General features: G+C 42.2%; 9 protein-coding genes. 4 read left to right on the forward strand and 5 right to left on the reverse strand.

The features are described 5' to 3' along the window. Nucleotides 1–30 precede the first annotated feature (30 nt). Together gcvP and ViNHUV68_RS14975 are read left to right on the forward strand one after the other, a co-directional pair. Nucleotides 31–2,895 (forward strand): aminomethyl-transferring glycine dehydrogenase, encoded by a 2,865-nt coding sequence (gcvP, locus tag ViNHUV68_RS14970; RefSeq protein WP_038173226.1) that lies wholly within the window; start codon nt 31–33, stop codon nt 2,893–2,895. A gap of 306 nt (nt 2,896–3,201) precedes the next feature. Further along, nucleotides 3,202–5,598, forward strand: a complete 2,397-nt coding sequence (locus tag ViNHUV68_RS14975) for an ATP-binding protein (protein WP_391091279.1) — start codon at nt 3,202–3,204, stop codon at nt 5,596–5,598. A gap of 135 nt (nt 5,599–5,733) precedes the next feature. Here ViNHUV68_RS14975 and ViNHUV68_RS14980 read toward each other — a convergent pair whose 3' ends face one another. After that, nucleotides 5,734–6,990, reverse strand: a complete 1,257-nt coding sequence (locus tag ViNHUV68_RS14980) for a Y-family DNA polymerase (RefSeq protein WP_038173227.1) — start codon at nt 6,988–6,990, stop codon at nt 5,734–5,736. Then, nucleotides 6,990–7,397, reverse strand: a complete 408-nt coding sequence (locus ViNHUV68_RS14985; protein WP_391091281.1) for a translesion error-prone DNA polymerase V autoproteolytic subunit — start codon at nt 7,395–7,397, stop codon at nt 6,990–6,992. The genes ViNHUV68_RS14980 and ViNHUV68_RS14985 overlap by 1 nt, the downstream gene beginning before the upstream one ends. A 417-nt stretch (nt 7,398–7,814) precedes the next feature. On the opposite strand from ViNHUV68_RS14985, the gene ViNHUV68_RS14990 reads away from it, so the two are divergent. Then, nucleotides 7,815–8,330 (forward strand): hypothetical protein, encoded by a 516-nt coding sequence (locus tag ViNHUV68_RS14990; RefSeq protein WP_038173229.1) that lies wholly within the window; start codon nt 7,815–7,817, stop codon nt 8,328–8,330. A 349-nt stretch (nt 8,331–8,679) separates the two neighbouring features. Beyond that, nucleotides 8,680–9,402 carry an oxygen-insensitive NADPH nitroreductase gene (gene nfsA / locus ViNHUV68_RS14995; protein WP_391091283.1) on the forward strand — a complete coding sequence of 241 codons (723 nt, stop codon included), beginning with the start codon at nt 8,680–8,682 and terminating at the stop codon, nt 9,400–9,402. 95 nt (nt 9,403–9,497) lie between these two features. Here nfsA and ViNHUV68_RS15000 read toward each other — a convergent pair whose 3' ends face one another. The 3 genes from ViNHUV68_RS15000 to ViNHUV68_RS15010 all read right to left on the reverse strand — a co-directional run bounded on the left by ViNHUV68_RS15000 (nt 9,498) and on the right by ViNHUV68_RS15010 (nt 13,525). Continuing rightward, the gene (locus ViNHUV68_RS15000) at nt 9,498–9,842 is read right to left on the reverse strand and encodes a YajD family HNH nuclease (protein WP_038173231.1); all 345 of its coding nucleotides are present in this window, start codon (nt 9,840–9,842) and stop codon (nt 9,498–9,500) included. 673 nt (nt 9,843–10,515) lie between these two features. After that, nucleotides 10,516–12,834: a DEAD/DEAH box helicase gene (locus ViNHUV68_RS15005; RefSeq protein WP_391091285.1), complete on the reverse strand. Its 2,319-nt coding sequence runs from the start codon at nt 12,832–12,834 to the stop codon at nt 10,516–10,518. Next, a complete protein-coding gene (locus tag ViNHUV68_RS15010; RefSeq protein ID WP_391091287.1) occupies nt 12,827–13,525 on the reverse strand; it encodes a hypothetical protein in 699 nt (232 codons plus the stop codon). Before ViNHUV68_RS15010 ends, ViNHUV68_RS15005 begins: the two co-directional genes overlap by 8 nt. Between the last annotated feature and the right edge of the window lie 46 nt (nt 13,526–13,571).

Consider the following 13,571-nt stretch of genomic DNA (forward strand, 5'->3'; position numbering starts at 1 on the left):
ATAAGCCGAACACGGAGTAGGTAAAGGACAATGACTGAATTACTTCAAAGCCTCAGCACACAAAATGAGTTTGTTGCTCGCCACAACGGACCAAACCAATCTGATCAACAGAAAATGTTGGCCGCCATCCAGGCGACAAGCCTCGATGCCCTAATTGACGAAACGGTTCCGGCGCAAATTCGCCTTGAGCAACCCATGACGCTTGCCGAAGCAAAGAGCGAAGCGGACATGTTGGTTGCGATGAAACAGTTCGCCAACCAAAATCAAGTTAAGCGCACTTTCATTGGTCAAGGTTATTACAACACCTTCACACCCAATGTCATTTTGCGCAATGTACTAGAAAATCCAGGTTGGTACACCGCGTACACGCCTTACCAACCGGAAATTTCACAAGGCCGCTTAGAGTCACTGCTTAATTTCCAACAAATGGTGATGGACTTAACGGCAATGGATATTGCCAATGCATCACTGCTTGATGAAGCAACGGCCGCTGCCGAAGCGATGACACTCTGTAAACGTGCAGGTAAGAGCAAGAGCAAGGTGTTCTTCGTTGCTGATGATGTGCACGCACAAACCATCGAAGTGGTCAAAACTCGCGCAAAATACATTGGCTTTGACGTTGTCGTTGGCTCACTAGACTCGCTACCAGAGCAAGATGCCTTTGGTGCTTTAGTCCAATACCCAGGTACAACGGGTGAAGTTCGTGATCTAACCGACCTCATTGCCCAAGCGCAAGCCAACAAAACACTGGTTACTGTTGCAACAGATTTACTGGCCTCAGCACTGCTTAAGCCAGCCGGTGAAATGGGCGCCGATGTGGTGATTGGCTCAGCACAACGCTTTGGTGTACCGATGGGCTACGGTGGCCCACACGCCGCCTTTATGGCAACGCGTGATAAGCATAAACGTACTATGCCTGGTCGTGTGATTGGTGTTTCGATTGACTCGCATGGCAACCAAGCACTCCGTATGGCGATGCAAACCCGTGAGCAGCACATCCGCCGCGAAAAAGCGACGTCGAATATCTGTACTGCGCAGGCGCTACTGGCCAATATGGCTTCATTCTACGCGGTCTACCACGGCGCAGAAGGCCTACGTACGATTGCTCGTCGTACCCATCATATGACGGCGATCCTAGCAGCAGGTCTGACTAAGTCAGGCTTTGAGCTGGCGCACAACAGCTTCTTTGATACCATCACGATAAACTCGGCTGACCAAACTGAAGCGCTATACGCCAAAGCACAAGCGGCGGACCTTAACCTTCGCAAGCTTGATGGCAAATTAGGGGTAAGTTTTGACGAAACAACCACGACTGACGACATCAAGGCACTATTTGCCGTCTTTGGCGTGAAGCAAGACGTCTCTGCACTCTCTTCAGAAATCGCTGCCAACGAATTTGCCGCGATTCCAGAGTCACTACGCCGCACGTCGAAATACCTGACGCACCCTGTGTTCAATACGCACCACAGCGAAACGCAAATGATGCGTTACCTTAAGCAGCTTGAGAATAAAGATTTCTCACTGACACACGGTATGATCCCACTAGGCAGCTGTACCATGAAGCTTAACGCTGCTGCTGAAATGATCCCTGTGACTTGGCCAGAATTTGGCTCTATTCACCCGTTTGCTCCAGCAGATCAAGCCGCAGGTTACGCAGCACTTGCCAAAGATCTTAAAGAGAAGCTGTGTGAAATCACAGGCTACGATGCATTCTCATTGCAACCAAACTCGGGCGCATCAGGCGAGTACGCAGGTCTTATCGCCATTCAACGCTATCATGAAAGCCGTGGTGAAGGTCATCGTAACGTCTGTTTGATCCCAAGCTCAGCGCACGGTACTAACCCTGCAACGGCGTCTATGGTGTCAATGAAAGTCGTCGTGGTGAAATGTGATGACGAAGGCAACATCGACATCAACGATCTGGCAGCGAAAATTGAAAAGCACGCTGAAAACCTTTCTAGCATCATGATCACTTACCCTTCGACACACGGTGTATATGAAGAGCAAGTCAAAGAAGTGTGTGAAATGGTTCACGCCGCTGGCGGCCAAGTTTACCTTGACGGTGCCAACATGAACGCTCAGGTTGGTTTGACATCGCCTGGCTTTATTGGCTCTGACGTATCGCACCTTAACTTGCACAAGACTTTCTGTATCCCGCACGGCGGCGGCGGCCCTGGCATGGGACCTATCGGTGTTAAATCTCACCTAGCGCCATTCCTACCAGGACACATCGAGAACGGTGTTGAAGGCGAAGCGTTTGCCGTTGCTGCAGCCGACCTTGGCAGTGCATCAATTTTACCTATCTCGTGGGCTTATATTGCCATGATGGGTGAAGCTGGCCTGACAGACGCAACCAAAGTGGCGATTCTTAACGCCAACTACGTGATGGAGCGTCTGCGTCCGCACTATCCGGTTCTTTACCGTGGTAAAAACGGCCGCGTCGCGCACGAATGTATTATTGATATTCGTCCGCTAAAAGAAGAGACCGGGATCAGTGAGGAAGATATCGCTAAGCGCTTGATGGATTACGGTTTCCACGCGCCAACCATGTCGTTCCCAGTTGCGGGTACTCTAATGGTTGAACCGACAGAGTCAGAAGATCTTGAAGAGCTAGACCGCTTCTGTGAGGCGATGATCGCGATTCGTGATGAGATGCGCAAAGTCAAAGAGGGTGAATGGCCACTGGACAACAATCCGTTAGTCAAAGCACCGCACACTCAAGTTGATCTTGCAAAAGAGGAATGGGATCGCCCATATTCTCGCGAGACTGGCTGCTTCCCATCGGTTGCAACTAAATCTTGGAAGTACTGGCCAACGGTTAACCGCGTCGATAACGTCTACGGCGACCGCAACCTGATCTGTTCGTGCCCAAGTATCGATAACTACGAAGAGTAATTATCACTTTGTGCCCAAATATTGGGGCAACGTAATAAGAATAGACAAACTCCGGTTTGTCTATTTTTTTCTCCCTAATCAAGACCAATGGTTCATCTTAAGACCAACGTCAGTTCAAATTCTCTACAACGACTGCCCGACATTATTGCTCAATCGCCAAACATCTCGCCACCTTACTAACGGAATATTAGCGAGGAGAAGCCTTCGCTAAAAACCTGATTTATAAATCAACAATGCCATACCATTTCATTTTTAGTTTACACTGAATAAGGCAGGGTGAATGACACCGCAGGGAATGAAATCAAGGTGAATACGCAATCAACTCAAACAAAAACAATTCGAAAAACGTTGATCATCGGCGCTTTGACGATTGTTTCGCTACTCGTCATATTCTTCTATACCGATCGAGCTTTGGTTCAAACGAAGAATAAACTTGTCGAATTCCAAAACGATATTTTAGCGGCATCCAACTCGATGTTAATGATGCGCCGCCACGAGAAAGATTTTATTGCGAGGGTTGATAAAGAATACCTTGAGGAGATGGAACAAGCCTATCAGCATATTTTAAGTCAGTTTGAGCGCATAAATGCCAACATCGCGAGTTCTGGTATCGAGTCGGATTATGACGGTCAGCAAGCGTTGAATTATCTAGATAGCTATGTCCAACGTTTTTACCAGTTAGCGGATGTGGTACTACTTATATACGGAACCACTGATAACAAAGGTTTGATCGACAACCTCAAGAACAAAACATTGGCTTTTGAGCGAATTCTCATTGACGAAGAGTCAAAACAACTCAACGTTATGGTGCTTTCTGCACAAGATCTGATGTATCAGTTTTTCTCTGATTTTAACCCAAGTGTATTAGCGAAAATTGAACGTAGTTTAGAGCAGATGCAGTTGCAGATTATCAATGATGGTGCAAACGTTGAGCTATCTCGTCATTTCCAAGAGTTTCGGCTCGCCTTTTATGCCCTGCGTGGCGCTTATGAACAGTTTGGCTATTCACACAACCAAGGTCAGCTAGGAGAGCTAAGGACGACCATTCATCAGTTGGAGGAGACTTTAAATACGCTTTTCAATGTTTTGCCTATCCACGTTAACAACCAAGTCGCGATGTATGAAAATTATCGTTTCCTCGCATTGATTCTGCTCGTCGCATCCATTCTGCTGATATTGTTTTATGTCACTCGCCAAACCTCAATGCTGGAACAACAGCTGATTGATGCCCGTGAGCATGAGCAAAAAGCCAATCAAGCTAAAAGTGCCTTTTTGACAAATATGTCTCATGAGATCCGCACACCACTTAATGGCATTATAGGCATGACTGAGATTCTCAGAGACTCACGGTTAAGTGCAATACAAAAAGATTACCTAGCAACAATCAACGCCTCTTCGCAAACCTTGTTGATGCTGATTAATGACATCTTGGACCTATCAAAAATAGAGTCCGGTCATATAGAGATTTGCCTTCATACCACCGCGATCAAAGAAACTATTTTCGACACCGCAGCCCTTATCGCTCCAAAAGCTCAGCAGAAGTCGTTAGATATACACATAGATCTTGACCCAAAACTACCTGACTATATCAAGGCGGATGAGCAAAAACTTCGCCAAACGCTGATGAATCTGGCTTCAAATGCAATCAAATTTACGGAGATAGGATGTATCACCTTTTCGCTTCAACTGACTAGCCAGACCGACAGTACAGTGACTATCAGCTTTTCAGTTAAAGATACTGGCATTGGCATCGATGAAACGAAGCAGCAGCAAGTGTTTGAAGAGTTCAAACAAGAGCACGTGACCACATCAAAAGACTACGGTGGTACCGGTTTAGGCCTCTCTATCTGTTCAAAGATGGTAGCCATGATGGGGGGTAAAGTTGAGCTGATATCGGTAAAGGGACTCGGCAGCGAATTCAGGTTTGAACTTGAATTTGAGAAAGATAGCCATCAAATGAGCAATGACATACACGTCGCAACTTGTTACTTCTCAGACAGCCCGAACCCCCTGCTGGAGTCTGACCTGACTCGTTACAGCATCGAAACCATGACGCTGGCGAATGGCAAAATTGAAACGACCGTTATCCCTGAAGATACGGTGGTATTATTTGACGATCATACTCAGTACCAAGCACTGAAACGTAAATTTTCTCAACAGGACTTGGTTTTTATTTGTGATAACAGGCATCTCGTTGATACAAACGATCTCGAGGTTTCTGCTTTCCTCACGAGCCCTCTATTTGGTCAACGACTTTTGAAGACACTTCGTGACTTGCGTAATGTCGAGGCTTCGCAGCCAAGATCTACCACGAAGAGCCAAAGTGCCTTCAAGGTATTAGTGGTTGACGATAACAGAGTGAACCAGCAAGTTGTAACTCTTAACCTTCAAAAACAGTCGATTGATTTCGTCATCGCTAACAATGGCCAAGAGGCCGTCGAGATATTCGAGCAGGACCATGAGAATATTGGCCTTATACTGATGGATTGTGTAATGCCAGTGTTAGATGGGTTTGAAGCAACCAAAGCAATTAGGGCGTTCGAGCAACAGCAAGATCTCAAACGAACCCCCATTATTGCTCTCACTGCTGCAGTGCTCGATGATGATATTCAAAATTGCTACAAGAGTGGGATGGATGACTATATTCCTAAGCCATTCAAACGAGAAGTATTAATGGAGAAGCTGGCTATATTACGTCATTAGATGCAATGAGTGCCATGATTGTTGTCGTCACCCACCAGTAATGGGCAGGTACATCGATAAACAGAGTTAAACTCTATGGCTAACCACTTACCTATCATTAGAAACCGACATCTGGCCAAGAATTTATCCACACCATCAACACTTTATGTTTGGTAGCTCTTGCCAGCGGGTTGTGTACTGAGGCGACGACATTTCACGCCGCATTGCCCATTTTTGAGATATACCTTGCGCCGCTAGGAAGATAGCATCACTCCCAAACCTATTATTTAGCATGTCATATACATTGATTAGTTTAGGGTTATTCGGGGTGAGGTTGAATAAATCAGGCTGTTCATACTGCCCATCAACTAAGTCAATCAGCCCAACGCCAATCTTATAAAACCTCACATCCTGCTGAAATAACTGCTCTGCCAGCCGAGAAGCCACTTGAGTTATGTGAGTAACATCGGCAGTAGGATAAGCAAAGCGATGAACGGCTCTACGCGCAACGGGAGTCGTGTCAAATGGCGAGCTATTCGCGAAACAGAGCATAACCCGACAAAGTGACTTTTGCTTACGCGCCTTAAGGGAAGCAATATTGGCGTGTTTGCACAACGCCTGTTGTAACGACTCAAGTTCGATAATTCTCTGCCCCGCACTGCGAGTAGAGAAAATCTGTTTTTTATCCGCCCTGACCGTATCCCAACCTTTACACTTTTGCCCATTAAGTTCGCGTACCGTACGCTCAACTTCTACGTTAAACTCTCTTCTGATCAGAGCAGGTGGATAATTGGCAAGCTTGAGTGCGGTATCAATGCCCATCATGACCAAGCGATGAGTCAGTTTTCGGCCAATGCCCCATACGTCTGCGACATGCAGTTGTTCTAAAACAGCCTTACGCTCTCGTTCACTATCTAACACACACACACCATTGTAGCCCTGTATCTTTTTCGCAGCATGATTAGCCACTTTGGCCAGTGTCAATGTCTCCCCAAACCCAACACATACGGGTAAACGACACTCACGCCACACGGCTCGCCTTAATTTTATTCCGTGTTCTTTGAAACAACGAATGGCTGGATAGCTGCGTTCAAGCGAGAGAAAAGACTCATCGATACTGTATATGTGTTGCTCTGGTGCAAATCGGCCAATCACCTGCATCATTTTTGCTGATAAGTCAGCGTACAGCTCATAGTTAGATGAGAGAGCAATAACCCCTTGCTGTTCACAAAGTGCCTTAACTTGAAAATAGGGTTTGAACTTCTCAACGCCAGCCTCTTGGGCTTGTCTGTTGGCGGCCACCACACAACCGTCATTATTGGACAAGACGATGATGGGTTTTCCACGCCAATCGGGACGGAAAACTTGCTCAGCGCTGCAGTAAAACGAGTTAGCATCAACCAGAGCAAACATTAGCTTGTTCTCAATAATTGACTGACTCGATGGCAACGAATAGAGCGAGTGACGATCCCTTCAAGGGAGAACTGGTCAAATTCATCAATGGGTACAGGTTGATATCGCTCATTGGCAGAGAGGAGTAAACGGTGTTTTACATCGATCTGTTTACAAATAAACTCTCCATTGAGGTTCGCCACTATGATGTCGTGATCTTGTACATTTAACGAGCGGTCGACGATGAGTAAATCTTTATCAAAAATACCGACACCTTGCATCGAATCACCGCACGCATAGCCAAGAAAGGTAGCGCAAGGGTGTTCAATCAGTATCTGGTCTAGATCTAATGCTAGCTGAGTATATTCCTCAGCAGGGCTTTCGAAGCCAGTTATACCAGCATGGGCAAAAATAGGGATGACTTTCATATAGTGATACACTGTGTTTATATACAGTGTATTGTATTTCAGATTCACCATTTTGCAACCGAACAATGCAGATAGATGTCGGTATAACCATTTCCTCCAATCAAACAATCGTTGGTCACAATCGTTGAAATGTTGGTGTATATAGCCTGCTGATGCGCCACAAGCGGTCACATTTAACAACACGTACTCCATCCAATTTGTCGACGAATTTCATTCATGGTTTTTATGGAGTGCTACATGATCCTCATTACATCGAAAATAACGCCTCTTCAATTGTCACTTGGATAGGCCAAGTTAGGCCGAAAATCAGTGTGTCACCGGATTAATCTAACAAAACTCCAATGCAAAAGTTTGCATAAAAAATAATTGATACTATCGTAATTTATGGTGCAAACGACAACGATGAGGATAATAAGTATGAAACATTATATTGGATTAACGTTAGTTGGTGCATTGGTACTGGCTGGGTGCCAGTCTACATCAATGACCACCGAAGAATCTGCACTGGTTAAAAACGTTTGTAGAGTCGGCGATGATGCTGATGATAAGTCAAGTAGCTGGGATGCATATAAACAGTCGATAATGGATTGTGGTGGCTTCGAGATTTTCACTGAAGACATGATTGAAGGTAAGACAGTTACCCGAACAAACAAGAAAGGCAAAACAAGGGTCTACACATTCAATCAAGATGGCAGTGGGATGTTTGTAGGTAGCAAGGGAGACGAAGCTATATCGTGGCTCATTACTCAAGATGGGTATTTAGATATTACGTTTGACAATGATGGCTGGACAGTAACTTGGGCTCTGTTAGCAGAAGCAGGACAGTATTGGGCGGTTAAAATTTATGATCGTGATGCCAATGACACTGAGCAGTACTTATGGAGTTCTAGTCTGAAAGTAGAGCCAACACTCATGGATAAAGACCAAAGCTGATAGTCAATCAGCTTTATTGGCTAACCATCAAAAAATCGCCAGTGCTTACACTCAATTTTTGTCCAACACTGAGCTAACTACAAAAGCTAGCTCAGTGTTGGGAGTTTCTGAGTTAACGATTTTGTTGCGGATAATCTCAAGTATTGCGATCGTACTTTTACAGACTGAATTACCACCAATTTAGTCTCAATCTTTATTACTCCCCTACGCCTACTTATTAAGCAGCTTTCTATCTATAGCTCGCGGCCAAATAGTTAGATTTATGCGGCTTTTAGATTTACCCTATCGCTAAATACCGTTATGGTGAATTCGTCACCCTTTCAAATTCAAAAAAGGATGTTGTTCCATCATGAACAGTACAATAGAAACCATTCTCGGCCATTGCTCCATTCGTAAGTTCAGTCCTGAGCCGATTGAGTATGAACAGTTACAAACCATCATTCAGGCTGGCTTGGCGGCTTCTTCTTCTAGTATGTTGCAGGTTGTGTCGATTATCCGGGTAACGGACAACGAAAAGCGTAAACAATTGGCACAGTACGCTGGTAATCAAGCGTATGTGGAAAGTGCGGCAGAGTTCTTGGTATTTTGTATCGATTATCAACGCCACGCGACCATTAAACCTGATGTGCAAGTGGATTTCACAGAGTTGACACTTATCGGTGCGGTGGATTCTGGCATCATGGCTCAAAACTGCTTGTTAGCAGCAGAATCGATGGGGTTAGGTGGCGTCTATATTGGCGGTCTAAGAAACAATGCCGCGCAGGTGGATGAACTACTCGGATTACCTAATCACACCGCGATTCTGTTTGGCATGTGCCTAGGCCACCCAGACCAAAACCCAGAGGTGAAACCGCGACTTCCAGCCAATGTTATTGTGCATGAAAACCAGTATCAAGCGCTCAACCTTGAGGCTATTCAAGCCTACGATCAAGCCATGCAAGACTACTACGCAAACCGCTCTAGCAATCAAAAGCAAAGTACATGGTCACAAGAAGTCACAAGTAAGCTCGCTGGAGAATCTCGCCCTCATATTCTGCCCTACTTGAACAGCAAAGGGCTGACAAAACGATAGCATAACGGCTTACAAAAAGGCCTCAATGAGGCCTTCAATAGCAACGAGATTTTTAGAGCACAAACCTCAAATCGCCTGAGCTGATTACTTTACAATCACTTCTTGATCATCTTTGCTAAATCAGCAAATGGATTGTATGTCGCCCCTTGGTGTTCGTCTTCACCAGGCTTGATTTCACTACCATAGCGTTCATGTTCTAGGTATTTACTATGCTCATTATCGTGGCAATAGAGACATAACAATTCCCAGTTGCTACCATCTTCGGGGTTATTTGTGTGGTCATGATCTTTGTGGTGAACGGTTAATTCGCGCAGATTTGAATATACAAACTCTCTAGCACACCTTCCGCATACCCAAGGATATAGTTTTAGTGCTTTCTCTCTATAACCAGATTCTTTACGTGCGTAATTAGCACTGGTTCCGTAATGGTCTGATGACATGTTTGTACCCTAAGTAGTAGTTAAGCTCAGATGCTAGCACGAGCACAAATTGGAAAAAAGTGACCAATGTTAAGACTCACGTTATTGTTCGCGATCAGCCATTGAGCTTGAAATCTAGACCAACAAACTAAGCGCATATTCTGTTATTAGGAAATTGGTCAACTCATGACAAAAGAAGCGCCCTAAAACTTGCTCTGGCACACAAAGGAGAAATCTGAGTTAATCACTTGGTGATCACAAACAAACTGCTGACACGAAAACTCATAATTGGACAATAATGTGTTTTGGAAAATCAAACATTAACAAATGACTAATAACTTCAGGTATGACAAATAGCTAAACCTGATAGAAAAACTGCCACCAAAAAGCAAAAGACAAGACCTGACCCTATTGGTTTTTAAAAAGCAAAAGACAAGACCTGACCCTATTGGTTTTTAATTGCTGAAGCACATGATAATCAAAAAGAAATATCTAGATTACAATATTACACGGACAAATGGATTAAGTCTGTCAATTCAAAAAAGCATCCCTCCAGCGCTCGATTTAAGCGTAAATTAGATCGGACTAAGGATTTATTAGAAGAAAAAACATTAATTAGAGACCAAAAAAACAAGTTGAAAAAATAAACAATTTAGTTAAAAAACAAAATAAGGAGCATTATAGCTCCTTATTTTTAAACATATCTAGATATAAGCTCTTTCTGCTCACTTGATAATGAATCGATAGACTCTTTAAAGGTAATTCTACTAGAGTCAACCATATCAACATGATCTTTCAACCATGAAATATCTTCAAAAGAAAATCCATATTTAGTAAGCCAGATTTCCATCTCATCATTAGTCCCATACCTTAGGTAATTTTGCAAATATATAGCACGAACATCTTTTGTTTTTTCAAAGTGCAATTCCAAAGCTGCTGATATAGGGTCATTCATAGATAATGAAATCACCTTATCTAAATAATCATAAGTATCGTAAATTACAATATCATAATCTAACTTGTTCACAGACTCATACTCACCAAATAATCTTGCACCTTTCAACTTACTATTTGGGATCGATGCAGCAATAGGAGAATACCGAACTTTAATTTTTGAAATTTCTTTACTAGCTTCAGACTCGGTTAACTCTTTTCTTTTTAAACGAGCCATTATCTTTCTCTGCTCGTCCTTTTGACAAAGAAAACTGTATCTTAACGACACAATCTCACTAAATGATTTACCTTGAATATGCCATAGCATGATAGGAATTGCCGCACTTAAAACGGATGCTTCCGCAGAGTTTAGCTTAGGTCTTCTTAAATGCTGAGAGTATATTTTCTTAAAGTTTGTTTTAACCTTATTTCTAACATAATCGCTTAGTGAGTAATACTCCAAACCAGTTATAGTTTTATCGCCAATAAGTAGATTATCAAGTATGTATTTTATTTCTTTGTCAAGGTTTGAATCCCTTATTCTCTCTATTTGTTGATTAGGCAAGTGTAAATTATCATCAAACGTGCCATTTTTAATTGATTCAGCCAAATCCCTTTGATCAATGTCTATATCAGCGATACCTAAGTCAAGCTTACTATTATTATCAAGACTTACAGTTTCTTTAAACCTACTGGAAAATGTTCCAACATTTGCTTGTTTAACTATAGTATAGCCGAAATCGAAGAGCCCCTTACTAGTTGATGTTCGGCCTGATCGCCCAATTAAATTCTTCAGTGTAATTGGCTTCATATTGTTAAAATTATCGATCCACACCAAGTCGAATGGCATATTGATTCCCTGAACAAGCGTTGAAGTAGCGAAGCATATTCTAGCATATCCTTTGCGAATAAATTCTTCAGCCATAAGGCGAGCTTTTAAAGGCATTGACCCATGATGAATAACAATACCGCGAGACATAAGATCAATGAGAAGAGAGTACTTCTCATTTCTAGGTTTTTCTGATGCTCCGATAAACCCTTTAAGTTTATTAATTAATTCTTTGGCAGAGGGATCTGTAAGAAATGGACAATACTCTATGTACTTTCCAAAATCCAGTAAGTGTCGACCTTCATATATTTTATTCTTAGATATATATACTAATAAAGAACCACCAGACTTTATTATGTCACCAGCTAAGTCTCCTTCGATCGGAACCTGTTTAGATGATATATTCGGAGAAAAGTATTTAAATTTTTTATCTTCACCTACCGTAATAAATAACTTACCCGCAGTGTATAAGTTATAATTTTTCGATTCCGAATCTTCAATAAATTTATGCTTTTTAAGTTGAGCTTCTGGATTATTGACAAATGGGTGAGCAAACACCTTTTTTGCAGTAGGAAATGCCATATCTACGCGTCTAACTAACGCATCAAATGTCATTCCTCTAATATCCTCCTCAGATATTTGAGCTTCATCTAGAAGAATAAGCTCTATATCGAAAACATCTTTGTACTTTAAAATCTCAGAGCCCCTTTCAGGGGTTACTATAAATACTCTTCTAATAGATTTGGAAGTATTAATGTTTTCTACAAACTGTAATACTAATGTCTTATCATCAACAATATCTAATACTTCATTATAGTATTCAGCGATAAGAGCCCTAGAGGGAACTATTATCAATATATCCTTAGATGTACTTTTTATAAGTTCTCTAAAAAGAAATGATTTACCACTACTAGTCGGAGCTGAAAAAGAAAAATATTTATTATTCTTAATACCACGAAATGCACTAGCTTGCGTAGCTGTAAAATAATGGCCCATCTCATCATGAATAGATTTAGAGTAAATTGAATAAAACTCTTCAATAATACTCTTCGGCTCACTCACCTTATAGAAAAGTCCAATAGCAGAAATGAACTTATTCTCATAAATTTTAAATTTGTCAGGATGACATTTTTTTATATAAGCTAACCTTTCAAAGGTCAATGAAGAGACCGGACCTTTAGTATGAATTTCATATAAAGAGTCACGCAATATCTTATCAACCTCAACACCATCTATCAGATCTCTAATCACTTACCGTAACTCCTATCAAATAAATTTCTTTTTCGTTTAGAATATCCTTTAGATAATCACTATCAAATGCATTTGATATAATACTAATCGGCTTTTTAGAATTTATAGAAAATGCAGCAACATAAGAAGTTTTTTTCTCTAAATGATTATTTACAGCCTCTTCAGAAACAAAATGCTGTAAATCAACTAGCTCCGCATCGTGCTTCTTTAAATTAATAAAGTCTCGAATCTGTTCTAAAGCATTCCTATAGGGGTTTATTTTTCCACTATATTTAGCTTCACCAAATGCTATGAGTGCATCTTGTGTCTCGGTGTGGAAGTCAAATCCCGGATTACCCGTTATCTTTTCTTTTAGTAACTCGGCAAGGGGAACTTTGACATGTCCAAACGCTGCGACCAGCGCCTCTTGTGCAGAAGCTGAAATCATAAACTCGCCAAACTCTTCAGTGACTTCGTCTTCGACTTTCTTCAGAATGTTATCTACTAGCTTAGTTATTGTTCGGGTTGCTCGGGCTTCATACGACACTTTCTGTACTGGACCTAAATCCTTTAACCAACAAATGTCTTCAATGATAGAGATCATTTCCTCCGCTCTAGCCTTAATATTCTCTATATTAATCAGGATAGAGTGGACACTTGTCTCGACGCCAAATGGGGTCATGTCATAAGTTTTCTGTTCTGTTAGATTCATATATAGAACCACACCTGCCTAGGCTTCTTAAGTACAACTTTATACT

It is taken from the genome of Vibrio sp. NH-UV-68, assembly GCF_042940635.1.
GTDB lineage: Bacteria > Pseudomonadota > Gammaproteobacteria > Enterobacterales > Vibrionaceae > Vibrio > Vibrio pacinii.

Bases quoted from the DNA above. Each gene is read 5' to 3' on its own strand.
- ViNHUV68_RS15010 (WP_391091287.1), bottom strand. From the start codon at position 13,525: ATGAATCTAACAGAACAGAAAACTTATGACATGACCCCATTTGGCGTC.
- ViNHUV68_RS15000 (WP_038173231.1), bottom strand. From the start codon at position 9,842: ATGTCATCAGACCATTACGGAACCAGTGCTAATTACGCACGTAAAGAA.
- ViNHUV68_RS14985 (WP_391091281.1), bottom strand. From the start codon at position 7,397: ATGAAAGTCATCCCTATTTTTGCCCATGCTGGTATAACTGGCTTCGAA.
- ViNHUV68_RS14990 (WP_038173229.1), top strand. From the start codon at position 7,815: ATGAAACATTATATTGGATTAACGTTAGTTGGTGCATTGGTACTGGCT.
- gcvP (WP_038173226.1), top strand. From the start codon at position 31: ATGACTGAATTACTTCAAAGCCTCAGCACACAAAATGAGTTTGTTGCT.
- ViNHUV68_RS14980 (WP_038173227.1), bottom strand. From the start codon at position 6,990: ATGTTTGCTCTGGTTGATGCTAACTCGTTTTACTGCAGCGCTGAGCAA.
- nfsA (WP_391091283.1), top strand. From the start codon at position 8,680: ATGAACAGTACAATAGAAACCATTCTCGGCCATTGCTCCATTCGTAAG.